Source organism: Aestuariibaculum lutulentum (assembly GCF_032926325.1).
In the GTDB taxonomy this organism is placed as follows: domain Bacteria; phylum Bacteroidota; class Bacteroidia; order Flavobacteriales; family Flavobacteriaceae; genus Aestuariibaculum; species Aestuariibaculum lutulentum.
Window position 1 is genome coordinate 2,635,143 of record NZ_CP136709.1, and the last position, 25,517, is coordinate 2,660,659.

Here is a 25,517-nt window from a genome sequence, read left to right on the forward strand (position 1 = left end):
AATGGTAAAAAAATAAAAATTCGTAAATGTAAAATTTAGAAAAGTAAATCAATTTCTTATTTTTGTTGCAAACCAACAATAAATTATGATAACACAAGAGCAGTTTGATCAAGAAGTCAAATCGATAATCGCTAATGCCATTAGAGAAGATGTAGGAGACGGAGATCATAGTTCATTAGCGTGCATTCCGGAAAACGCCAGAGGTAAAGCCAAATTATTAGTTAAAGATAAAGGTATTATTGGAGGTGTTAACTTCGCGAAAAAGGTTTTTGCATATGTAGATAAAAGCTTAAAGCTTGATGTTCTAATTGAAGACGGATCGGAAGTAACTTACGGAGATGTTGTTATGTACGTTGAAGGACCGTCGCGATCAATCCTAAAGGCAGAGCGTACCGTTTTAAACGCCATGCAACGTATGAGTGCTATTGCTACAAAAACACGTATGTATGTCGATTTAGTTAAAGGTACTAACACTACCATTTTAGATACGAGAAAAACAACGCCAGGTATCCGCGTTTTAGAGAAATGGGCAGTAAAACTTGGAGGAGGAGAAAATCACCGTTTTGCCTTATACGATATGATTATGCTAAAAGATAACCATATTGATTTTGCAGGTGGAATTACCAATGCTGTTGAAATGACAAAACAGTATTTAAAAGATACTGGTAGAGATTTAAAAATTATGGTTGAAGCCAGAGATTTAGTTGAGGTTAAGGAAATCTTACAACTGGATGGCGTTTACCGAATTCTTTTAGATAACTTCGATTATGAAGATACCAGAAAGGCTGTAAAAATGATTGGTGATAAATGTTTAACGGAATCTTCAGGTAATATTAACGAGTCTACGATTCGTTTTTATGCCGAGTGCGGGGTGAATTTTATTTCATGTGGTGCTTTAACGCATTCTGTCCATAACATGGATTTAAGTTTAAAAGCTATCAAGTAGTTTAAACGTTTAAACAATAGATATTTAAAGACTTTTTTAAACATCAATACTTTTTTAAGTATTGATGTTTTTATTTTAATAACTTTGTTATAAACGATAAAACAAGTTATTAATGACCAAACCTATTGAAGACAAACTCGATGCTATTCCAGTTGTAAATGTCTTTGTTCGGTTTTTTAAGAAAATTAAATTACCTGGTTTAGAAGGGTTGTCATTTTACGATTTATTAGAGCTTTACATTACAGGTATTGTAAAAGGAGCGTTGACTACAAGGGCAAGTGCTATTGCTTTCAGTTTCTTTACAGCGCTTTTTCCTTTTTTATTGTTTGTATTATTTATTATACCATATGTACCTATAGACGATTTTAAAATTGAATTTTTAAAGTTTCTCGAATCGTTTTTACCTCCAACAACGTCCGATTTTTTCTTTCAGAATATTTTTGAAAACATAGATCAGTCACAACGCGGAGGATTACTATCCTCAGTATTCGTATTATCATTATTATTAATGGCCAATGGGGTTAGTGCAGTCTTTTCAGGTTTTGAGAATTCCTATCACGAACAACTCACCAGAAGTGTATTTCGTCAGTATCTGTATGCTTTGAGTGTGGCTTTAATATTAACGTTCTTATTAATATTGACCATAGCATTTTTAGGGTATTTTCAGATTTACGTAGTTCAGCGATTGTTTGATACTTTAGAGAATAAAGGTTATCAGGTAGCGGCGCAAAGCGTATTTTGGTTTAATGCGGTAAAGTATGTGTTCTTTATATTTATGGTATATATAGCTACAGCTACCTTATATTATTTTGGAACAAAAGAGGGACGACATTCAAGTTTCTTTTCAGTAGGCGCCTTATTTACAACCATATTAGTTTTAGTGTCTTCTTATCTTTTTGGTGTTTATATAGAAAATTTCAGTCAGTATAATAAACTCTACGGATCTATTGGGGCACTATTAATTTTATTGTTTTATCTGTGGCTTAACGCAAATATTTTACTTTTGGGCTACGAATTAAATGCCTCCTTAAATAAACTTCGAAAACGCTAAATATTTATGCAGCATTTTATAGATGTTATTATTCCTGTACCGTTACAAAAACTATTCACCTATAGTATAACGGCAGCCGAAGCCGATTTTTTAAACGTTGGTATGCGGGTATCGGTGCCTTTTGGAAAATCGAAAATCTACACAGGTATTGTTTATAAGATACATCATGAAGCCCCGGAAGTTTATGAAGCAAAAGATATTCATCAGATTTTAGATGAAACGCCAATTGTAAACGAAAAGCAATTACAGCTTTGGCAATGGCTGTCCAGTTATTATATGTGCACTTTAGGGGATGTCATGCGAGCGGCGTTGCCAAGTGCTTTTATATTAGAGAGCGAAACCATTATTACAAAAAACAGTGAAAAGGAAATTGATGAATCTATTTTAAAAGATGATGAGTTTTTGGTTTTCGATGCATTGCAGTTTCAGTCGTCATTAAAGATTCATGATATTTCTAATATTCTGGGAATTAAGAATGCTCTACCTATAATAAAACGCCTCATTGAAAAGGAAGTTATTATTGTTGAAGAAGAGGTATACGAGAAGTATAAGCCTAAATTGGTTCGCTATGTGAGACTTCATAATAGTTATACTTCTGAAGTCGATTTGCATCACTTATTAGACGATTTAAGTCGTGCACCAAAACAGCACAAGGTAATTATGACGCTGTTTTCGCTTTCCGCTTCCACAAAGAAGCCTGTAAAGGTGGCCGATTTAAGTAAGGCTAGTGGTGCATCTTCATCAATTGTTAAGGCTTTAATAGATAAAGGTATTCTTGAAGAATATTTTATACAAACCGATAGGGTTGAGTTTGAAGGTGAAGGTGATAACGCAGCGACAAAGCGGTTAAACGAATATCAGGAAACGGCATTAAGCCAGATAAAAGAATCATTTAATACACAGTCTGTTGTTTTATTACACGGTGTAACATCATCGGGAAAAACAGAGGTTTACGTAAAATTGATTGAAGAAGCTTTAAATAGAGAAGAGCAAGTATTGTATTTGTTGCCTGAAATAGCGTTAACAACCCAGTTAATTACCCGATTACAAAACTATTTTGGAGAACAGGTATCTGTGTTTCATTCTAAGTATTCAACTCACGAGCGTGTTGAGGTTTGGAATAATGTTTTAAATAATAGTCACAAAGCGCAGGTAGTTTTAGGGGCGCGTTCCTCTATATTTTTACCATTTAATAATCTTGGATTAATTATTGTTGATGAAGAACACGAGCAATCTTTTAAGCAATTCGATCCGGCACCACGATATCATGCCAGAGATACGGCTGTAGTTTTGGCACATTTTTATCAGGCTAAAACCTTATTGGGTTCGGCGACACCAAGTTTGGAAAGCTATTTTAATGCGAAACAAAATAAATACGGTTTTGTTGAAATTACCACGCGTTATAATAATGTGCTAATGCCAGATATGGAGTTGGTGGATATAAAAGATAAGCATAAGCGCAAAAAAATGAAAGGGCATTTTAGCGATCGGTTGATTGAAGAAATGACCGAAGCGCTTAGTGAAGGTTTTCAGGTTATTTTGTTTCAAAACCGTCGTGGGTTTTCGCCAATAGTAGAGTGTAATACCTGCGGTCACTCACCGCAATGCCCGAATTGTGATGTGAGTTTAACGTATCATCGTTATAAAAACCAATTGCGTTGTCATTATTGTGGTTATGTGATGGCGATGCAGGATAATTGTATGGCCTGCGGAAGTCCTGAAATTGATAGTAAGGGATTTGGAACGGAACAGATTGAAACCGAAGTGAAAGCATTGTTTCCAGACTATAAAGTGGCTCGAATGGATTTAGATACCACACGTGGTAAGTATGGTTACGAAAAAATAATTACCGCTTTAGAGCAGCAGGAAATCGATATTCTGGTTGGGACTCAAATGCTAACCAAAGGGTTGGATTTTAGAAACGTAAAACTTGTGGGTGTTATGAATGCCGATAATATGCTCAACTTTCCTGATTTTAGAGCGCACGAGCGTAGTTTTCAATTAATGCTTCAGGTGGCGGGAAGAGCAGGACGAACCGATGTACGTGGAAAAGTATTGATTCAAACGTATAATCCGCATCATAATATTTTGCAACAGGTATCGACCAACGATTACATATCTATGTATAACGAACAAATGGATGAGCGTTATAATTTTAAATATCCGCCAGTTTATAAACAGATTAAAATTACTTTAAAACATAAAGATTATTTAAACGTTGAGAATGCTTCTATCTGGTATGCGAAATCTCTACGTAACGCATTTGGAGATTATGTATTGGGACCAGAATCGCCACCTGTGGCCAGGATTCGAAATCAATTTCATAAAAATATACTAGTGAAAATTCCGAAGAAGCAGTCGTTGGCTAAAACAAAAGAAGCTATTATTAAAATTAATAACAGCTTCTTGAGTATAAAAGATTTTCGATCAGTTAAGGTGGTGTTAAATGTTGATAACTTTTAATTGAGAGACGACTTAACTAAGTTTGGGACTTAAATATTGTTTAAGGCGTCTACCAAAAGTGTCTTCTTATTTCTACTTAAAGGAATTTCGTAGGCACCAACTTCAACATTTTTACTGTTATATCTGTCTATTTTATCCAGATTAACAATATAAGATTTGTGAATTCTTAAGAATTTATTCTCAGGTAATTCTTTTTCAAAAGATTTCATTGTAGATAGTACCACTAAACTGGTTTCTTCGGTAACTAATTTTACGTAGTCACCTAAAGCTTCTATCCACTTAATGTCTTTAATATAAACTTTACGTTTTTTAAGATTACTTTTAACAAAGATGTGTTCACCTTCTTCTTCGTTAAAATCCTGAATCAACTTATGTTGTTCTAAAGCTTTTTCGACAGATACATTAAAACGCTCTCGGGTAATTGGTTTATGTAAGTAATCGGTAGCATCGTAATTGAATGCTTTAAAAGCATACTCGGTTTTACCGGTTACAAAAATAATTTGAGGCTTGTTGTTTAATACATCTAAAAGCTCAAAACCATTAAGTACAGGCATTTCAATATCTAAGAAAATTAAATCTACCTGATGTGTGTTTAAACCATTTTTGGTTTCTAAAGCACTACTGTACTCTGCTATTAAGTTAAGATTTGGGTGGTTCTCTACTAACTTAACAATAGAAAGACGTTGTATTGCTGAATCGTCTACTACTACACAGTTTAAAGTCATAACATTTCAATTATTTCGGTTAAGATATCGACAATAGTACGAAAAAATCCGCTAAAAACCAAAAAACATCGTTAAAATGTATTTTTTAACAAATTTTTAACAGCTGTTTTCTGCGACAAATATAAAGTAAAAAATCATTTTAAATATAGTTGTTTTATATGGAATTAATAGTTATTTTTGCACCCAATTTTTTAAACAATTAAAAACGATTTTTATGAATCATTATGAAACTGTTTTCATCTTGAATCCCGTTTTGTCTGAAGACCAGATAAAGGAAACAGTAAAGAAATACGAAGATTTTCTTGTTTCTAACGGTGCAAAGATGGTATCAAAAGAAGATTGGGGACTAAAAAAATTAGCTTACCCAATTCAACACAAAAAAAGTGGATTCTATCACTTATTTGAGTACACTGTAGAAGGAGAAGTAATCAACGCTTTAGAATTAGAGTTTAGACGTGATGAGCGTTTTATGCGTTACTTAACTGTAAGTTTAGACAAGCACGCTGTGGCTTGGGCTGAGAGAAGAAGAGAAAAACTAAAACAAAAAGCGTAATTATGTCATCTATAGAGCAACAATCTAAAGGGAAAAAAGACGGAGAAATCAGATATTTAACTCCGCTTAATATTGACACTAATAAAACGAAAAAATACTGTCGTTTTAAAAAGTCTGGTATTAAATACGTAGACTACAAAGATCCAGATTTCTTATTAAAGTTTGTAAATGAGCAAGGTAAAATCTTACCTCGTCGTTTAACTGGAACTTCATTAAAGTATCAAAGAAAAGTATCTGTAGCTGTAAAAAGAGCTCGTCACTTAGCTTTAATGCCATACGTAGCAGATTTATTAAAATAAAATACCGATAACAATGGAACTTATATTAAAACAAGACGTTGAAAATTTAGGATTTAAAGACGATGTTGTAACAGTTAAGAACGGTTATGGTAGAAACTTTTTAATTCCTCAAGGAAAAGCTATTTTAGCTACAGTATCTGCAAAGAAAGTTTTAGCAGAGAACTTAAAGCAAAGAGCTTTTAAAGAACAAAAATTAGTTGATGATGCTAACAAATTAGCTGAAGCATTAAGAGCTTTAGAAATTAAAATAGCAGCAAAAGTAGGAGCAGGAGATAAATTATTTGGTTCTGTAAACAACATCGACGTAGCTGAAGCTTTAGAACAAGCAGGTCACGCTATCGAGAAAAAATTCATTACTGTTGCAACAGTAAAACGTACTGGTAAGTATAACGCTGCCGTTCGTTTACACAGAACAGTTAATGTAGATTTAGAATTTGAGGTTGTTGCGCAAGCAAACTAAGATCAAATATAAAATTATGAAAGCCTCAACATTGTTGAGGCTTTTTTTATGCAGTATTTAGGTGATTATAAAACTATATATTAGCAATTAATAAAGAACAAATGAAATATTCAAGACTTACAAAAGAGCAATTTGAAGAATTACACCAGGAGTTTATTAACTTTTTAGCCACGCAATCCATCACATCGGATGAATGGACAAACCTTAAAGCTAATAAACCTGAATTAGCTGAAGCAGAATTAGACGTTTTTAGTGATTTAATTTGGGAAGGTGTATTAAACAAAGCTGAATATTTAGAGCACATATCGTCGCAGCACATGTATTTATTTCATTTAGATGAAGATCAAATGCATGCTATTGTGTTAAACATTAAAAACGATGTCGATATAACCACAGAGGAAGGTTACGCCTGGCTTCGTGAAAATTTAATGGATGAGAATGTTGAGTTTTTACAAGCTGATAAGGATTATACCGACGATAAAAATTTAGATAAGTTTAAAATGATAGAACAGGGAGCCGTAATAACAAAAGGTGATTTGTTTAAATATTTTGATAAGCTTATCAACTAAAATCCATTATTTTTGTGAGCGTTGTTTTTAAAGGCAACCCAACGTTATTAAATAATTTCAACAGAATTTTAAATGGCTCAAAAACCAAGCATTCCAAAAGGAACCAGAGATTTTAATCCGGAACAGGTCGCAAAACGTAATTATATTTTTAATACCATTCGTGGTGCATTCGAAACTTTCGGATTTCAACCAATTGAAACACCAAGTTTTGAAAACTCTGAAACTTTAATGGGGAAGTATGGCGATGAAGGTGATCGTTTGATTTTTAAGATTTTAAATTCAGGAGATTATTTATCGAAAACTGATAGTGAAGCTTACGACGCAAAAGACTCACAAAAATTAACTTCAAGTATTTCTGAAAAGGCTTTACGTTACGATCTAACTGTACCTTTTGCACGTTACGTTGTGCAACACCAAAACGAAATAGAATTTCCTTTTAAGCGCTACCAGATTCAGCCGGTTTGGCGGGCCGATAGACCTCAAAAAGGTCGTTTTAGAGAGTTTTACCAATGCGATGCCGATGTGGTAGGTAGTGATTCTTTATGGCAAGAAGTGGAGTTTATTCAGCTATACGATGCTGTTTTTACAGCTTTAAAACTTGAAGGCGTTACCATAAAAATTAACAACCGTAAAATATTATCGGGGATCGCCGAAGTTATTGGAGCTCACGATAAGTTAATTGATTTTACGGTAGCCTTAGATAAACTTGATAAGATAGGAGAGGAGAAGGTAAAAGAAGAAATGCGCTCTAAAGGTATATCTGAAGAAGGTATTTCTAAACTACAGCCATTATTTACTTTAACAGGTTCTTTCGAAACTCAGATAGAATCTTTAAAATCTATTTTATCATCTTCAGAAGAAGGAACAAAAGGAATTGAAGAATTAGCTTTTATTAACCAAGCCATTTCAGAATTAGGATTAAATACCGCCGCTTTACAGTTAGATGTGACTTTAGCTAGAGGACTTAACTATTATACTGGAGCTATTTTTGAAGTCGCTGCACCAAAGTCCGTTCAAATGGGATCGATTGGAGGTGGTGGCCGCTACGATGACTTGACGGGTATCTTCGGACTTAAAAATGTAAGTGGAGTTGGAATCAGTTTTGGTTTAGATCGCATTTATTTGGTATTAGAGGAACTGAATTTATTCCCGGAAACGGTAACTAAAAATGTAGAAGTACTCTTCATAAACTTTGGTGATAAAGAAGCTTTATTCAGTTTAAAAGCAATAAAAGCGTTAAGAATAAATGGTATTAATGCAGAGCTGTATCCTGATTCTGCCAAAATGAAAAAACAAATGAATCACGCCAATAAACGATTGATTCCATATGTTGTTATAGTAGGAGAAGAGGAAATGATGTCTAATACTTTTATGCTGAAAACTATGAGTACAGGAGATCAGCAAAAATTGACTGTTGATGAATTAATATCGAAATTAAAATAAAAAAAAGCTCTAAAGAAATTTAGAGCTTTTTTAGTTAATTATGAAAAGTGACTAACTCAAATAATTAAACTTCTTAGCAGAGTCTTTATTTTTTTGATTAGTGAATGATTAGTTGTTTTGTAGTTTGCCCGATATCTGTAATAACGTTAACAAAAACCAATTGATTTGTCATTTGATTTATTGGCATTTTTAAAGAACGATTATTTATACTTTTCGATGTAAATAATCTTTGTCCACTTACATTGGTTAACGCAATTTCTTTTATAGTAGCCAATCCATTAGTGTTAATGTATAATTCTTTAGAATTCTTTAAATATTGAATTTTAGTATTTTTTAATATTTCATCTTCTGTAGATAATGTTTTCGCTACCGAAGAGGATGAAGTAGTATTTTCACTCTGAAACGCTAAATAGAATCTATTAGTATATTCGCCTTTACCTACATGAGATTTAAAATTTGATTCATTTATTTTGGTATATGTATTTTCCGTAGCATCAAAAACAAAAACAGCGATAGGATTTTCAAAATTTTCTGTAGTATCAAGAGAGATTTCAAAATCCTCTTCCTTAGACATAAATAACCATAAAGGATATTTTTTATTGTCATCAAACGCACCTACACCTTGAATAATGCATTTGCGATCATCTACTTTCCAACTTAAATCGTAGGGATATGAATCTCTATTTAGAGCATCATAGCCGTAATCATAACTGTCACTAGCGGAATTATCTTTGGTAAATCCAATTAGTAAGTGTCTTGTGAATTTGCCAGGAACACTAAAATCTATTCTAACTCTTTGAATATTTTGGGCAATTAGTTTTGTTGTCAAACAACTTCCCAATAAAAGTAGAAGAAAGTATCTGTGTAACTTTTTTTTCATGTGAGCTTAGGTTATGGTTGATTGGAATGCTAATATAAATCATTTTAATAAAAAAATCTATGAAAAGCACAAAAAATCGATAAAATGTGTTTTTTTTGTAGCTTATTTCTTCTTTCTTTAGTGTTAGTTAATAAAAAAACCATCCTGAAAGGATGGTTTTTGTCGTTTTAGAATTATAAAATGTCTATTTAATTATAATTTTTTTAGATATGTTACTGTTAGATGTAACTATATTTACAATATAATTTCCTTGAGAGATATTGTTGTTAACAGCTAATCTAATTTCATTTGAATTTATAGGAGCGTTTAACTTATTCCAAACATTAACAGTTTGACCCAAAATATTGATTAGTTGTATTTGTTTAATGTCAACATTATTAGGTGAGTTGATATAAATTTCTCTATTATTCTGCAGGTAATTAACTTGAATTTTATTGAGTTCTTCGCCAATTACAGAAAGTGATCTCTGGTCTTTATTTATAAAAGTGATATAAAATCTATCTGTATAATTACCCGGGTCTAGGCTAATGTTAAAAGTCGAATTGTTATCATCTATTTTTGTATAGGTTCCTAATAAACTATCATAGACATATACTTTTATATTATTAGGTAAATTTTCAAATTCACTCACAGCAATCTGGAAAGCACCTCCATTATTTGTGAAAATAGCAAAAGGATATTGTTTATTTTCATCAAATTCACCAACTGCTTGAATAGACAATTTATAATTATCTACCGTAAACAACATATCATTTTCTAGTGGAGCAGCTTTAGCATCGTAGCCATAGTTATACTCATCATTAGCACTATTGTCAGCAGTGAAAGCTAATAATAATGGTCTTTGTCCCTTGTTGGTTGTAAATGATAATCGTAATCGTTGTATGTTAGTATCGTTACTTTTATTAGTATTTTGTTTAGTCTTAGATGATTTAAATACTTGTGTTGTAATTCCACTTAAATTAGGCTCTCTTTCAAATGCTCTTTGACTATTTTTAAAGATAATATCATTACTAGTTTTATAAATGGTTGCAGCACTAACATAGAAACCTTGGGCTACTGGTATATGATCCAAAGGAACTCTATCTGAGCTTCCGTTGCCACTAATATAAAAGCCATCAGACGTAAGATAGGTTTCTCCAGTAGGAGGTTTTAATCCTCCGATTAAGGTATAAGTAGCATATCCTCCTTGATAAGATTTTAAAACATGGGTATCGTTTGTTTTATAATGTATCCAAAATAACAGGGTGCCGTCAATACTACCTGTTGTTCCAGAGTTAGCAACAGAAGGATTTCCATTAGGATCTGTAGCTGGAATATTATCTTTTATAAATTCAGGGGCATAAAGAGCACAAGGGTAAGGGTTCCCTACTAAAGTACTGTTTCCTGAATTTATATTTTGTATAATATCCCCATTTCTAGGTTTTCCTATAAATGTATAGTTTTGTTGGTTTGTGGAAGCTCCACTACCTTTCATAGTATAACCTAAACCAGCTGCTAACCCCGTGTTCTTATATAATTTCACCCAACTTGCATAAGTATTTGAGACGGCATCTTGGTATGACCATAACCAATATTCAGCAATACTAATAGGGTCTGTTGCAGCACCATCATAACCACCTATAAAAGTAATTGGTTTTGGATTGTTTGTATCTGTGCCGTCAAACATGTTTTCGGAAGCTCTTGACCACGTGTTGTTTACGCCAGATCTAATTCTTCCAACAGGAGATGACCAATAGTTATAATTAAAAATATTAGTTTGTCCTTGTTGGTCTCTCTCTATAAACCCTTCACTATTTGGTTCTAAAATACTCTCACTTATTTGAGAATCATCATAACGTTTTTGTACCAGTTGAGATTCTCCTATTAAATCTATAGAACCATCTAAATCTAGGTAATGGGTGATCCATAATCCGTGACCTCTGTTTGTTTCATCCTGATTTCCTATTGTACTTGTAATTGTTAATTCGTTGGTTTCAACCAATAACCCTAATAATGTTAAGTCTTGAGTTTGAGAAGTGATTTTATGAGATGTTTTAACAATGTTCCAATCTATCCTTGTAGTCCCATCAACTCCAATAGCATTTGGGTGATCCCATACACTATCTCCATATGTCCAAGGCGAAGCAGCATCATTATTGGCAGTATTTACATCATTCCAATAACCGTCTTCATCAGTGGTATAAGGTAGTGGAGCTGTTTCATCCTGCCAGGTTGTTATGTTTCTCATTTTTCCCTGAACAGTTCCGGCATTTGGAATAATGTATCCTCCAACAATATCAGAACCTTGATTCATTTGGTAATAGCCATCTAAATCAGTCCAGGATAAATTAGCGACATTTAAAGGAATAATAACACCGCCAACGTTTCCTCCATTATTTTTGATTTCCTGATTCATAACTTGGTGTAATTGATCAGGAGTTAAAGTTTTGTTCCAGATTTTTAGTTCATCCATCCAACCATGAAAATAATTAACAGGTCTAAAAGGAGGTGTCGATGTTTGATCCATGGCACCTAAAATAAATTCACGATTGTTGCTAACAGGAGCAGTGCCATTTGTTCTGGCTACTTCAATACCATCTATATATAAAATATAAGTCGTTCCGTTGTAGCTTACGGCAACATGATACCATCTGGTTGTATCAATAGCATAAGGAGAAGCCAGAGTATTACCACTATTCCAGTTAAATGATATAATGTTATTAACTAATCGTATATCGTATCCAGTTGTAAGGTTATTAGCAGCTCTTTTGGATAGTATTGTTTGTATGTTATTGTTAGAACTGGATGGTTTAATCCAGGTTTCTAAGGTAAAAGCAGAACTAAGATTAAAATTGTTGTTGAAAGTAACATTATCATCAACTCCATCAAAATCGAGTGTGCTACAACTATCAAAAACGATTTGTACGTCATCCGTTTTTTCCTGACAAATGCCACCATTGGAAATAGTCCATCTTAAGACATACGTACCGGAGTTAACAATCCTAAATGTCGTTTTAGGATCAGAAATATTATCAAAACTAGCCCCATTACCTCCAACAGGAGAAACAATTGACCAAGATCCGTTACCAACAGTCGGGGCGTTGGCTGAAAGTATAATACTTTCAATTCCACAACTAGGTGTTTGATCATTTCCTGCATTAGCAGTAGATAAGTCTTGAGGGTTAGTTAAAGTTATATTTGCAGATGTAGTACATCCATTAGCATCTGTAATGGTAACGGTGTAATTTGTACCAGCAGATAGACCTGTTGCTGTTTGGTTGGTTTGTCCGTTAGACCATAAATACGTGTAATTAGGAGTACCTCCAGAAGGAGTTACGGTTGCAGTACCATCATTTCCGCCAAAACATGTTGGATTTGTGCTCGACATACTTGCAGTAAGTATTTGAGGGTTTGCGATGGTTACTGTAGATGTAGAGGTACACCCTTTACTGTCTGTTACTGTAATAGAATAACTACCAGCATATAACCCCGTAGCGGTAGGCGTTGTTTGGTTACTTGCATTGGCATCCCATAAATAAGTGTAGCCCGGTGTGCCACCATTAGCTGTCACGGTAGCAGATCCAGAATTATCACCATAACAAACTGGGTTTGTACCAACAACAGTAGAAGTAAGCTCATCTGGGTTTGAAAGAACTACGGATATAGTTTCTGTACAATTATTGGCATCTGTAATAGTCACATCATAGGATCCTGCAGAAAGGCCTATTGCTGTAGCTGTAGTCTGGTTACCTGCATTACTATCCCATAAATATGTATATCCAGGTTTACCTCCGTTAGGTATAACTGTTGCTCTACCATTTGAACCACCATAACATGATGGATTGGTAACACTATAAGTCGCAGTTAAATCAGAAGGATCTACTAAATTTACTGTTGTTGAAATCTGACAACCGTTATTGTCAGTAACTAAAACCGAATAGCTTCCAGCAGATAATCCTGTTGCTGTTGGTGTAGTTTGGTTCCCCGCATTAGTATCCCAAAGGTAAGAATAAGGAGGTGTGCCATTAGAAACATTTACTGTTGCTGTTCCTGTTGAGCTACCAAAGCAGAGTGGTGCAGTAATATTACTATTTATGGTTAAACTTGCAGGTTCTGTAATGGTAACTTGTTCAGAATCCATACATCCATTAGCGTCAGTTATGGTAACTGTATAAGTTCCTGAAGTTAGATCTGTAGCTGTAGCTGTCGTTTGAGAATTCGCATTGGAACTCCATAAATAAGAGTAAGGAGCTGTACCCCCTGAAACTGAAGCGGTAGCTTCAGTTGTCCCTCCATTACAATCTATAGTGTTTGGTGTTATAGACGCTTCTAGAACATTAGGTTCATTAATGGTAGCAGAAGCAGTTGTTGTACAGCCATTAGCATCTGTAACAACAACACTGTATGTTCCAACTGGTAAATTAGTGGCTGTCGCCCCAGTTTGATTTCCTGTGTTAGCATCCCATAAATAAGTGTACGGAGCAGTTCCTTCATTAGCTATTACAGTTACCGTTCCATTATTGTCTCCAAAGCACAATAAATCTGTAGAAGAAGCTGTCGCTGTTAATTCGTTTGGTTCTATAATAGTCACAGATGTTATTTCCTGACAACCATTAGCGTCGGTTACGGTAACAAAATAAGGCCCTCCAGCACTTAGCCCGGTTGCTGTTGAGGTGGTTTGATTTCCAGCATTACTATCCCATAAATAAGAATAAGGTTGGGTTCCTCCTGAAGGAATAGCAGTGGCTGTTCCATCATTGCTTCCATAGCAGGATGTTAGTGTTCTACTATTAGACAAAGTTAGTAATGGGGGTTGAGAAAGTGTAACTGTTTCGGTTGTTGTACATCCATTGGCATCGGTAACAATTACCGAGTATGAAATGTTTGCAGATAATCCAGTTGCAGTAGCACTAGTGTCTCCGTTAGACCAAGAATAAGTAAATGGTGCTGTTCCTCCTGATTCTACAGAAACGGTAGCTTCTCCATTATTAGAGCCGTAACACAATGGATTAATTGAAGTTATAGATGTAACAATAGGGTCTGGACCTACAAGGGTTACTGTAGCTGTATCTGTACAGCCATTAGCATCAGTAACCGTTACAGTATAAGTACCGATACCTAAATCGACAGCTGAAGTTCCTATTTGTCCATCAGACCATTCAAAGGTGTACGGACTTGTTCCGCCAGAAGCGGAAGCATTCGCCTCACCATCAGTCTCTCCATAACAAGAAACATTTACACCGTTTAAATCTACAACACTAGCTGTTACAGTTGGTACACTTGCAGGTTCGGTAATGGTTACAGATATTGGATCTAGTGTTGTTCCGTTGGCATCTGTAACAGTAACCGAATATGTTCCTGCTGTTAATCCTGTAGCTGTGGCTGTAGTCTGAACAGGTGTCGTATTCCAGGAATAGGAGTAAGGCTCAACACCTCCAAAGGCTTCTACAGTGGCAGTTGCTGTGGCATCACCAAAACAAGCTACATTGGTATTTGAGACAAAAGCGGTTAGAGGAGAAGTAACATTTAAGTTATCAATAGCACAATAACACTTCGGTGTTGATGGTCCACATTCTAAACCAGCTCTTTGTTTCCATGCAAATAAAAGTCCTGTAATAGCAATTTCACTACCACAAATAAAATCTTCATCTAATAATAATCGTCCTTGCCCACCTTCAACAGGAATAGCTTCTTCTCCTTCATACAAACATTCATCTCTGGAGTCGGTAACAGTTAAACCTGTAAATGGATCTGTAACGGCATAACCTGCTATTACATAAAGGTTGTATTTAGGTTTGGCATCACTAGGAATATCGAAGTATACGTAAACAGCAAATTCAGACCCTCCGTTACATTGATCTACTTTGTTTCCATCTTCATCACCTATATAGAAATTAGAAAACACATAATCATTAGATACACATCGTTCACAATCAATACCGTAGTCGTAACAGATGTCTATGTATTGAATTTTTGTTGTGGTTACAGATTGTCCAGTTTGATCTTGTACATTTAAAGTAACAAGTTTTGATCCAGCTGTTGCATAAGTAATATTTTGAACACCTGAATATTCACCTGGAGCATAATCTGAATCAGCTCCAAAATCCCAGGTTAGCGTATATGGTCCTTGACCTCCAGAGATATTAGGTGTAATAATCATGGTTTGTATGTCTCTGTCATCTAAACACTCAGCTGTAGTAGTTAAAGAAACAACCATTGGGTCACCAATGTTTATTGCCGTGGTGGCTTGACAGCCACTTTCATCAGTAACAATAACGCTATAGGTGCCATCAGCCAGCCCGGTTGCTGTTTGGGTGGTTTGCCCATCACTCCACAAATAAGTAAACGGTTCATCACCGCCAGTAGGATGTGCTGTAGCAGAACCGTTGGATAACCCGGAACCTGTGGTATTAATACCAGTTGCCTCTACTGAAAAAGGAGAAGCCATTTCAATAGTTACAGTTTCAGTAGCAGATATACAACCACGAGAGTCTGTTACAGTAACAGAATAGTCACCAGCAACCAGACCACTTATAGTTTGCGAAGTTGCACCGGTGTTCCATTCGTAAGTGTATGGACCAGTACCTCCAGTAGGTGTAGCTTCTGCCCAGCCACCACCTTGTCTAAAACAACCTTCATAACCTCTAGCATTTGCCATTAAAACACCTGGCTCGGTTACAGTTACGATTACAGAGCCACCACAACCACGTGCATCTGTAATTAAAACACTATAGGTGCCAGCTGATAAGCCTGATACTGTTTGTGTCGTGGCATTACCTGCTGCAGAATTCCAAAGATAATTATAAGGAGGAGTACCCCCTACGGCTGTTGCTGTAGCTGTTCCATCAGAATCGCCATGACAACTAGGTTGTGTAAACGTTCCGCCAATGATGAACTCGGTAGGGTTGTTAATTGTAGTACTGGCTGTAGTTGTACATCCATTAGCATCTGTAATTGTTACAGAATAATTGCCAGCAGCCAGGTTGTTTACTGTTATGCTATTGCCTCCATTAGACCATGCGTAAGTAAACGGAGATACACCACCTTGAGTGGTGATAGTTGCAGACCCATCATTCGCGTCTTTACATGAAATGTCTGTTTTAGCAATGGTTGCACTAAATGCCAAAGGCTGGGTGATTGTTACAGGAAAAGTGGTGTAACATCCTCTTGTGTCTGTTGCTCTAACAACATATGTTCCGGCTACCAGATTAGTTAAATCTTGCGATGTGCTTGTAAAGCCACTTGGACCTGTCCATGAGTAAGTAATTGTACCTGTACCTCCTGTGGCACTAATGTTAATTGATCCAGTATTATTACCATGACATAGAACATTGGTTTTAGAATCTAATGTAACACTAACAGGATTAGGTTGGGTAATTTCAACAGTTGCCGTTGTGCTGCACCCTTTACTATCCGTAACGGTAACTGTATGTAAACCAGATTTTAATTTTGTAGCGGTAGCTCCGGTTTCATTGTTATCCCATAAATATACAAAGCCTCCATTACCCCCATCTGGTGTAACAGTAGCACTACCATTAGATTCTCCATAACATTTTACGTCACTAATTTGAGCAGCTGTAGCCGTTAAAATACTGGGCTCAGTAACCATTATGCTTCCTTGCACAGTACAGCCTTCAGAATCTTTAACGTAAATAGTGTGGCTGCCAGCTGAAATATTACTAAATGTAGAAGAGGTAAACCAGTCAGTATTGTTAATAGAATATTCATAACCCGGATTACCTCCTTGAACGAAGCCAGCGGTAAGTGTACCATCATTACCACCATTACATGAAGGCTGTGTAAATGTTAAGATATCCATGGTCAATTCTGGAGATTGATCAATTATAACTGTTTTAGTAGCAGAACAATTATTACTATCTGTTACTGTTACAATGTACATGCCGTTTATTAAACCAGAAATATCTTTTGATGTGCTAGTAAAACCAGCAGGTCCTGTCCAAGAATAATTGAAAGTACCTGTTCCTCCTGTAGCTGAAATGTTAATAGAACCCGTATTGTCTCCATTACAAATTACATCTACTTTATTATCAATAGAGATGGCTATTTGACTTGGTTGTGATATGGTTACGGTCGCACTTGTGCTACATCCTTTACTATCTGTGATATTTACAGTATGAAGTCCAGCATTTAATCCAGTTGCAGTAGATGTTGTACTGCCATTATCCCAGGAATAAGAATATCCCGGATTACCACCATTAACAGTGACGCTTGCTGAACCGTTAGATTGTCCAAAACAATTAACGGGGTTCACTTGAGTTGCGGTTGCTGATAATATTTCTGGTTGAGTAATAGTTACACTGGCGGTTGTTTGACAACCTTTACTGTCGGTGATGGTAACGGTATGATTCCCTGCGTTTAAAGCCATAGCAGTGGCTACGGTTTCTCCGTTATCCCAAGAATAAGTGTATCCGCCATTACCACCAGAAGTATTTACCGTAGCAGAACCATCAGAATCACCATTACAGCTAACAGGGGATGTTTGTACTGCATTTGCAGTTATTACACTTGGTTCTGTAATTTCAACAGTTGTTGTTGTTGTACAGCCATTAAAATCGGTTACAGTAACAGTATGAGTTCCTGCACTTAAAGCATTCGGGTTTGATGCACCCCAATCGTAACTATATGGTGTTACACCACCAGAAGCAGTAACACTTGCAGTACCGTCAGAACCTCCATTACAGGATACAGGTGTATTTTGAACAGCGGTAGCTGTAAGCGCAGCAGGCTGTGTAATTTCAATGTCGTTGATATCGAAGGTACAGCTGTTGGCATCCGTAATGGTTACATTGTATGTACCGGCAGTAATACCACTAATATCTTCAGTATCAGCACTGTTACTCCACATATAAGTATAAGGAGCAGTACCTCCCGAGACGCTAATATCTATAGCGCCGGTTGAGTTTCCAAAACAATCCACATTGGTGGTTGAAGAGGTTGAAGCAGTCAGCGCAGCAGGCTGTGTAATTTCAATGTCGTTGATATCGAAGGTACAGCTGTTGGCATCAGTAATGGTTACGTTGTATGTTCCGGCAGCAATATCACTAATATCTTCAGTATCAGCACTGTTACTCCACATATAAGTATAAGGAGCAGTACCTCCCGAGACGCTAATATCTATAGCGCCGGTTGAGTTTCCAAAACAATCCACATTGGTGGTTGAAGAGGTTGAAGCAGTCAGCGCAGCAGGCTGTGTAATTTCAATGTCGTTGATATCGAAGGTACAGCTGTTGGCATCAGTAATGGTTACGTTGTATGTTCCGGCAGTAATACCACTAATATCTTCAGTATCAGCACTGTTACTCCACATATAAGTATAAGGAGCAGTACCTCCCGAGACGCTAATATCTATAGCGCCGGTTGAGTTTCCAAAACAATCCACATTGGTGGTTGAAGAGGTTGAAGCAGTCAGCGCAGCAGGCTGTGTAATTTCAATGTCGTTGATATCGAAGGTACAGCTGTTGGCATCAGTAATGGTTACGTTGTATGTTCCGGCAGCAATATCACTAATATCTTCAGTATCAGCACTGTTACTCCACATATAAGTATAAGGAGCAGTACCTCCCGAGACGCTAATATCTATAGCGCCGGTTGAGTTTCCAAAACAATCCACATTGGTGGTTGAAGAGGTTGAAGCAGTCAGCGCAGCAGGCTGTGTAATTTCAATGTCGTTGATATCGAAGGTACAGCTGTTGGCATCAGTAATGGTTACGTTGTATGTTCCGGCAGCAATACCACTAATATCTTCAGTATCAGCACTGTTACTCCACATATAAGTATAAGGAGCAGTACCTCCCGAGACGCTAATATCTATAGCGCCGGTTGAGTTTCCAAAACAATCCACATTGGTGGTTGAAGAGGTTGAAGCAGTCAGCGCAGCAGGCTGTGTAATTTCAATGTCGTTGATATCGAAGGTACAGCTGTTGGCATCAGTAATGGTTACGTTGTATGTTCCGGCAGCAATATCACTAATATCTTCAGTATCAGCACTGTTACTCCACATATAAGTATAAGGAGCAGTACCTCCCGAGACGCTAATATCTATAGCGCCGGTTGAGTTTCCAAAACAATCCACATTGGTGGTTGAAGAGGTTGAAGCAGTCAGCGCAGCAGGCTGTGTAATTTCAATGTCGTTGATATCGAAGGTACAGCTGTTGGCATCAGTAATGGTTACGTTGTATGTTCCGGCAGCAATACCACTAATATCTTCAGTATCAGCACTGTTACTCCACATATAAGTATAAGGAGCAGTACCTCCCGAGACGCTAATATCTATAGCGCCGGTTGAGTTTCCAAAACAATCCACATTGGTGGTTGAAGAGGTTGAAGCAGTCAGCGCAGCAGGCTGTGTAATTTCAATGTCGTTGATATCGAAGGTACAGCTGTTGGCATCAGTAATGGTTACGTTGTATGTTCCGGCAGCAATACCACTAATATCTTCAGTATCAGCACTGTTACTCCACATATAAGTATAAGGAGCAGTACCTCCCGAGACGCTAATATCTATAGCGCCGGTTGAGTTTCCAAAACAATCCACATTGGTGGTTGAAGAGGTTGAAGCAGTCAGCGCAGCAGGCTGTGTAATTTCAATGTCGTTGATATCGAAGGTACAGCTGTTGGCATCAGTAATGGTTACGTTGTATGTTCCGGCAGCAATACCACTAATATCTTCAGTATCAGCACTGTTACTCCACATATAAGTATAAGGAGCAGTACCTCCCGAGACGCTAATATCTATAGCGCCGGTTGAGTTTCCAAAACAATCCACATTGGTGGTTGAAGAGGTTGAAGCAGTCAGCGCAGCAGGCTGTGTAATTTCAATGTCGTTGATATCGAAGGTACAGCTGTTGGCATCAGTAATGGTTACGTTGTATGTTCCGGCAGCAATACCACTAATATCTTCAGTATCAGCACTGTTACTCCACATATAAGTATAAGGAGCAGTACCTCCCGAGACGCTAATATCTATAGCGCCGGTTGAGTTTCCAAAACAATCCACATTGGTGGTTGAAGAGGTTGAAGCAGTCAGCGCAGCAGGCTGTGTAATTTCAATGTCGTTGATATCGAAGGTACAGCTGTTGGCATCAGTAATGGTTACGTTGTATGTTCCGGCAGCAATATCACTAATATCTTCAGTATCAGCACTGTTACTCCACATATAAGTATAAGGAGCAGTACCTCCCGAGACGCTAATATCTATAGCGCCGGTTGAGTTTCCAAAACAATCCACATTGGTGGTTGAAGAGGTTGAAGCAGTCAGCGCAGCAGGCTGTGTAATTTCAATGTCGTTGATATCGAAGGTACAGCTGTTGGCATCAGTAATGGTTACGTTGTATGTTCCGGCAGCAATATCACTAATATCTTCAGTATCAGCACTGTTACTCCACATATAAGTATAAGGAGCAGTACCTCCCGAGACGCTAATATCTATAGCGCCGGTTGAGTTTCCAAAACAATCCACATTGGTGGTTGAAGAGGTTGAAGCAGTCAGCGCAGCAGGCTGTGTAATTTCAATGTCGTTGATATCGAAGGTACAGCTGTTGGCATCAGTAATGGTTACGTTGTATGTTCCGGCAGTAATACCACTAATATCTTCAGTATCAGCACTGTTACTCCACATATAAGTATAAGGAGCAGTACCTCCCGAGACGCTAATATCTATAGCGCCGGTTGAGTTTCCAAAACAATCCACATTGGTGGTTGAAGAGGTTGAAGCAGTCAGCGCAGCAGGCTGTGTAATTTCAATGTCGTTGATATCGAAGGTACAGCTGTTGGCATCAGTAATGGTTACGTTGTATGTTCCGGCAGCAATATCACTAATATCTTCAGTATCAGCACTGTTACTCCACATATAAGTATAAGGAGCAGTACCTCCCGAGACGCTAATATCTATAGCGCCGGTTGAGTTTCCAAAACAATCCACATTGGTGGTTGAAGAGGTTGAAGCAGTCAGCGCAGCAGGCTGTGTAATTTCAATGTCGTTGATATCGAAGGTACAGCTGTTGGCATCAGTAATGGTTACGTTGTATGTTCCGGCAGCAATACCACTAATATCTTCAGTATCAGCACTGTTACTCCACATATAAGTATAAGGAGCAGTACCTCCCGAGACGCTAATATCTATAGCGCCGGTTGAGTTTCCAAAACAATCCACATTGGTGGTTGAAGAGGTTGAAGCAGTCAGCGCAGCAGGCTGTGTAATTTCAATGTCGTTGATATCGAAGGTACAGCTGTTGGCATCAGTAATGGTTACGTTGTATGTTCCGGCAGCAATACCACTAATATCTTCAGTATCAGCACTGTTACTCCACATATAAGTATAAGGAGCAGTACCTCCCGAGACGCTAATATCTATAGCGCCGGTTGAGTTTCCAAAACAATCCACATTGGTGGTTGAAGAGGTTGAAGCAGTCAGCGCAGCAGGCTGTGTAATTTCAATGTCGTTGATATCGAAGGTACAGCTGTTGGCATCAGTAATGGTTACGTTGTATGTTCCGGCAGTAATACCACTAATATCTTCAGTATCAGCACTGTTACTCCACATATAAGTATAAGGAGCAGTACCTCCCGAGACGCTAATATCTATAGCGCCGGTTGAGTTTCCAAAACAATCCACATTGGTGGTTGAAGAGGTTGAAGCAGTCAGCGCAGCAGGCTGTGTAATTTCAATGTCGTTGATATCGAAGGTACAGCTGTTGGCATCAGTAATGGTTACGTTGTATGTTCCGGCAGCAATATCACTAATATCTTCAGTATCAGCACTGTTACTCCACATATAAGTATAAGGAGCAGTACCTCCCGAGACGCTAATATCTATAGCGCCGGTTGAGTTTCCAAAACAATCCACATTGGTGGTTGAAGAGGTTGAAGCAGTCAGCGCAGCAGGCTGTGTAATTTCAATGTCGTTGATATCGAAGGTACAGCTGTTGGCATCAGTAATGGTTACGTTGTATGTTCCGGCAGTAATACCACTAATATCTTCAGTATCAGCACTGTTACTCCACATATAAGTATAAGGAGCAGTACCTCCCGAGACGCTAATATCTATAGCGCCGGTTGAGTTTCCAAAACAATCCACATTGGTGGTTGAAGAGGTTGAAGCAGTCAGCGCAGCAGGCTGTGTAATTTCAATGTCGTTGATATCGAAGGTACAGCTGTTGGCATCAGTAATGGTTACGTTGTATGTTCCGGCAGCAATACCACTAATATCTTCAGTATCAGCACTGTTACTCCACATATAAGTATAAGGAGCAGTACCTCCCGAGACGCTAATATCTATAGCGCCGGTTGAGTTTCCAAAACAATCCACATTGGTGGTTGAAGAGGTTGAAGCAGTCAGCGCAGCAGGCTGTGTAATTTCAATGTCGTTGATATCGAAGGTACAGCTGTTGGCATCAGTAATGGTTACGTTGTATGTTCCGGCAGCAATACCACTAATATCTTCAGTATCAGCACTGTTACTCCACATATAAGTATAAGGAGCAGTACCTCCCGAGACGCTAATATCTATAGCGCCGGTTGAGTTTCCAAAACAATCCACATTGGTGGTTGAAGAGGTTGAAGCAGTCAGCGCAGCAGGCTGTGTAATTTCAATGTCGTTGATATCGAAGGTACAGCTGTTGGCATCAGTAATGGTTACGTTGTATGTTCCGGCAGCAATACCACTAATATCTTCAGTATCAGCACTGTTACTCCACATATAAGTATAAGGAGCAGTACCTCCCGAGACGCTAATATCTATAGCGCCGGTTGAGTTTCCAAAACAATCCACATTGGTGGTTGAAGAGGTTGAAGCAGTCAGCGCAGCAGGCTGTGTAATTTCAATGTCGTTGATATCGAAGGTACAGCTGTTGGCATCAGTAATGGTTACGTTGTATGTTCCGGCAGCAATATCACTAATATCTTCAGTATCAGCACTGTTACTCCACATATAAGTATAAGGAGCAGTACCTCCCGAGACGCTAATATCTATAGCGCCGGTTGAGTTTCCAAAACAATCCACATTGGTGGTTGAAGAGGTTGAAGCAGTCAGCGCAGCAGGCTGTGTAATTTCAATGTCGTTGATATCGAAGGTACAGCTGTTGGCATCAGTAATGGTTACGTTGTATGTTCCGGCAGTAATACCACTAATATCTTCAGTATCAGCACTGTTACTCCACATATAAGTATAAGGAGCAGTACCTCCCGAGACGCTAATATCTATAGCGCCGGTTGAGTTTCCAAAACAATCCACATTGGTGGTTGAAGAGGTTGAAGCAGTCAGCGCAGCAGGCTGTGTAATTTCAATGTCGTTGATATCGAAGGTACAGCTGTTGGCATCAGTAATGGTTACGTTGTATGTTCCGGCAGTAATACCACTAATATCTTCAGTATCAGCACTGTTACTCCACATATAAGTATAAGGAGCAGTACCTCCCGAGACGCTAATATCTATAGCGCCGGTTGAGTTTCCAAAACAATCCACATTGGTGGTTGAAGAGGTTGAAGCAGTCAGCGCAGCAGGCTGTGTAATTTCAATGTCGTTGATATCGAAGGTACAGCTGTTGGCATCAGTAATGGTTACGTTGTATGTTCCGGCAGTAATACCACTAATATCTTCAGTATCAGCACTGTTACTCCACATATAAGTATAAGGAGCAGTACCTCCCGAGACGCTAATATCTATAGCGCCGGTTGAGTTTCCAAAACAATCCACATTGGTGGTTGAAGAGGTTGAAGCAGTCAGCGCAGCAGGCTGTGTAATTTCAATGTCGTTGATATCGAAGGTACAGCTGTTGGCATCAGTAATGGTTACGTTGTATGTTCCGGCAGTAATACCACTAATATCTTCAGTATCAGCACTGTTACTCCACATATAAGTATAAGGAGCAGTACCTCCCGAGACGCTAATATCTATAGCGCCGGTTGAGTTTCCAAAACAATCCACATTGGTGGTTGAAGAGGTTGAAGCAGTCAGCGCAGCAGGCTGTGTAATTTCAATGTCGTTGATATCGAAGGTACAGCTGTTGGCATCAGTAATGGTTACGTTGTATGTTCCGGCAGCAATATCACTAATATCTTCAGTATCAGCACTGTTACTCCACATATAAGTATAAGGAGCAGTACCTCCCGAGACGCTAATATCTATAGCGCCGGTTGAGTTTCCAAAACAATCCACATTGGTGGTTGAAGAGGTTGAAGCAGTCAGCGCAGCAGGCTGTGTAATTTCAATATTATTTTCTGGTGTTGTCCCATTATCGTCGGTAACCTGCACAGAATAGAGGCCAGGTTCTAAATTTGAAATATCCTCGCTATTGGAGGAAAAACTATTAGGTCCATTCCATATGATATTTACAGCTCCTGTTGTACCGGAAATAGTTATATCAATAGCACCATCATTTTCTCCAAAACAAGAAAGGTTTTCTACATTGTCAATTGTAATAACTGGAGCAACTAGGTTGTTTTCTGTTCTATTAGAAACACTTTGTCGATAATTTACGGTACTGACCAACTCAGTTTCCACAAAACGCGCGTAATCAGAAAGTGCTCCGTAGTAAAGCGAAGTTGTTTGAGTAGTATTTTTTTCTGTTACTCTATTGACATAGTACGTTATGGCGTGCAAGTTTAAACTTATATAAAACAAGCCTATGAGAGTAAGAATGTGTTTAAAGTAATTATGCTTCATAATCAGTTAACGTTTAGGGCGTTGCATTAACAAAAAAAGCCTGTCTTTTGATGGTGTTTCAAAAAACAAGTTGTTCTTAGTCTTAATATGCTATTAACCAATCCAATTAGGGAATGCGTAAAATTAGTGCTACCACGAGGGCATATCAAAAATACTCGTTGAAATGCCTGTTTCTTCTTTTGTGTGTAAGTTAATAATGTCACTTCTTTTTGGTATTGATTTAGCTTTAGTAAAAGGCAGCACGCAAATGATTTTGGTTATAATTGTGTGTATAAGCAATTTACCTCGACGAATATATAACAAAAAAATGTAAAATCATCCATAAAATGCAAAAAAAACCGATAAAACGTAACTCTGTGTAAAATTTTATGACTTATTACGTGATATATTTTTCTGATATTTTAAATAATTTAAAATGATGTTACGTTTAATATTTGATGCCGTATAATAGGGTTAAGATTATCTTA

General features: G+C 37.5%; 11 protein-coding genes. 8 read left to right on the forward strand and 3 right to left on the reverse strand.

Annotation, left to right across the window (positions count from 1 at the left end; translation table 11 throughout):
• Positions 1 to 85 precede the first annotated feature (85 nt).
• The 3 genes from nadC to priA all read left to right on the forward strand — a co-directional run bounded on the left by nadC (position 86) and on the right by priA (position 4,460).
• On the forward strand, positions 86 to 946 hold the full coding sequence (gene nadC / locus R1X58_RS11310; RefSeq protein ID WP_240572851.1) for a carboxylating nicotinate-nucleotide diphosphorylase: 861 nt from the start codon (positions 86 to 88) through the stop codon (positions 944 to 946).
• A gap of 112 nt (positions 947 to 1,058) precedes the next feature.
• On the forward strand, positions 1,059 to 1,997 hold the full coding sequence (locus R1X58_RS11315; protein ID WP_240572852.1) for a YihY/virulence factor BrkB family protein: 939 nt from the start codon (positions 1,059 to 1,061) through the stop codon (positions 1,995 to 1,997).
• 6 nt (positions 1,998 to 2,003) lie between these two features.
• A complete protein-coding gene (gene priA, locus R1X58_RS11320) occupies positions 2,004 to 4,460 on the forward strand; it encodes a replication restart helicase PriA (RefSeq protein ID WP_240572853.1) in 2,457 nt (818 codons plus the stop codon).
• Between the two features lie 29 nt (positions 4,461 to 4,489).
• Here the strand turns inward: priA and R1X58_RS11325 are convergent, their stop codons facing one another.
• A complete protein-coding gene (locus R1X58_RS11325; protein ID WP_188223269.1) occupies positions 4,490 to 5,185 on the reverse strand; it encodes a LytR/AlgR family response regulator transcription factor in 696 nt (231 codons plus the stop codon).
• 214 nt (positions 5,186 to 5,399) lie between these two features.
• Here R1X58_RS11325 and rpsF point away from each other — a divergent pair, with 214 nt between their 5' ends.
• The 5 genes from rpsF to hisS all read left to right on the forward strand — a co-directional run bounded on the left by rpsF (position 5,400) and on the right by hisS (position 8,509).
• Positions 5,400 to 5,738, forward strand: coding sequence for a 30S ribosomal protein S6 (gene rpsF / locus R1X58_RS11330; RefSeq protein ID WP_188217413.1), 339 nt, complete (start codon positions 5,400 to 5,402; stop codon positions 5,736 to 5,738).
• 2 nt (positions 5,739 to 5,740) lie between these two features.
• The gene (gene rpsR, locus R1X58_RS11335) at positions 5,741 to 6,037 is read left to right on the forward strand and encodes a 30S ribosomal protein S18 (RefSeq protein WP_188217414.1); all 297 of its coding nucleotides are present in this window, start codon (positions 5,741 to 5,743) and stop codon (positions 6,035 to 6,037) included.
• Positions 6,038 to 6,050: 13 nt separating this feature from the next.
• Positions 6,051 to 6,497 carry a 50S ribosomal protein L9 gene (rplI, locus tag R1X58_RS11340; RefSeq protein ID WP_240572854.1) on the forward strand — a complete coding sequence of 149 codons (447 nt, stop codon included), beginning with the start codon at positions 6,051 to 6,053 and terminating at the stop codon, positions 6,495 to 6,497.
• Positions 6,498 to 6,598: 101 nt separating this feature from the next.
• Positions 6,599 to 7,066: a DUF6495 family protein gene (locus R1X58_RS11345; protein ID WP_240572855.1), complete on the forward strand. Its 468-nt coding sequence runs from the start codon at positions 6,599 to 6,601 to the stop codon at positions 7,064 to 7,066.
• 72 nt (positions 7,067 to 7,138) lie between these two features.
• Entirely contained in the window at positions 7,139 to 8,509 is a 1,371-nt protein-coding gene (gene hisS / locus R1X58_RS11350) for a histidine--tRNA ligase (protein WP_240572856.1), read from the forward strand.
• 97 nt (positions 8,510 to 8,606) lie between these two features.
• Here hisS and R1X58_RS11355 read toward each other — a convergent pair whose 3' ends face one another.
• Entirely contained in the window at positions 8,607 to 9,389 is a 783-nt protein-coding gene (locus R1X58_RS11355) for a hypothetical protein (protein ID WP_240572857.1), read from the reverse strand.
• A 184-nt stretch (positions 9,390 to 9,573) separates the two neighbouring features.
• Complete coding sequence (locus R1X58_RS11360; RefSeq protein ID WP_317292975.1) at positions 9,574 to 25,050, reverse strand: LamG-like jellyroll fold domain-containing protein; 15,477 nt, start codon at positions 25,048 to 25,050, stop codon at positions 9,574 to 9,576.
• Positions 25,051 to 25,517 lie beyond the last annotated feature (467 nt).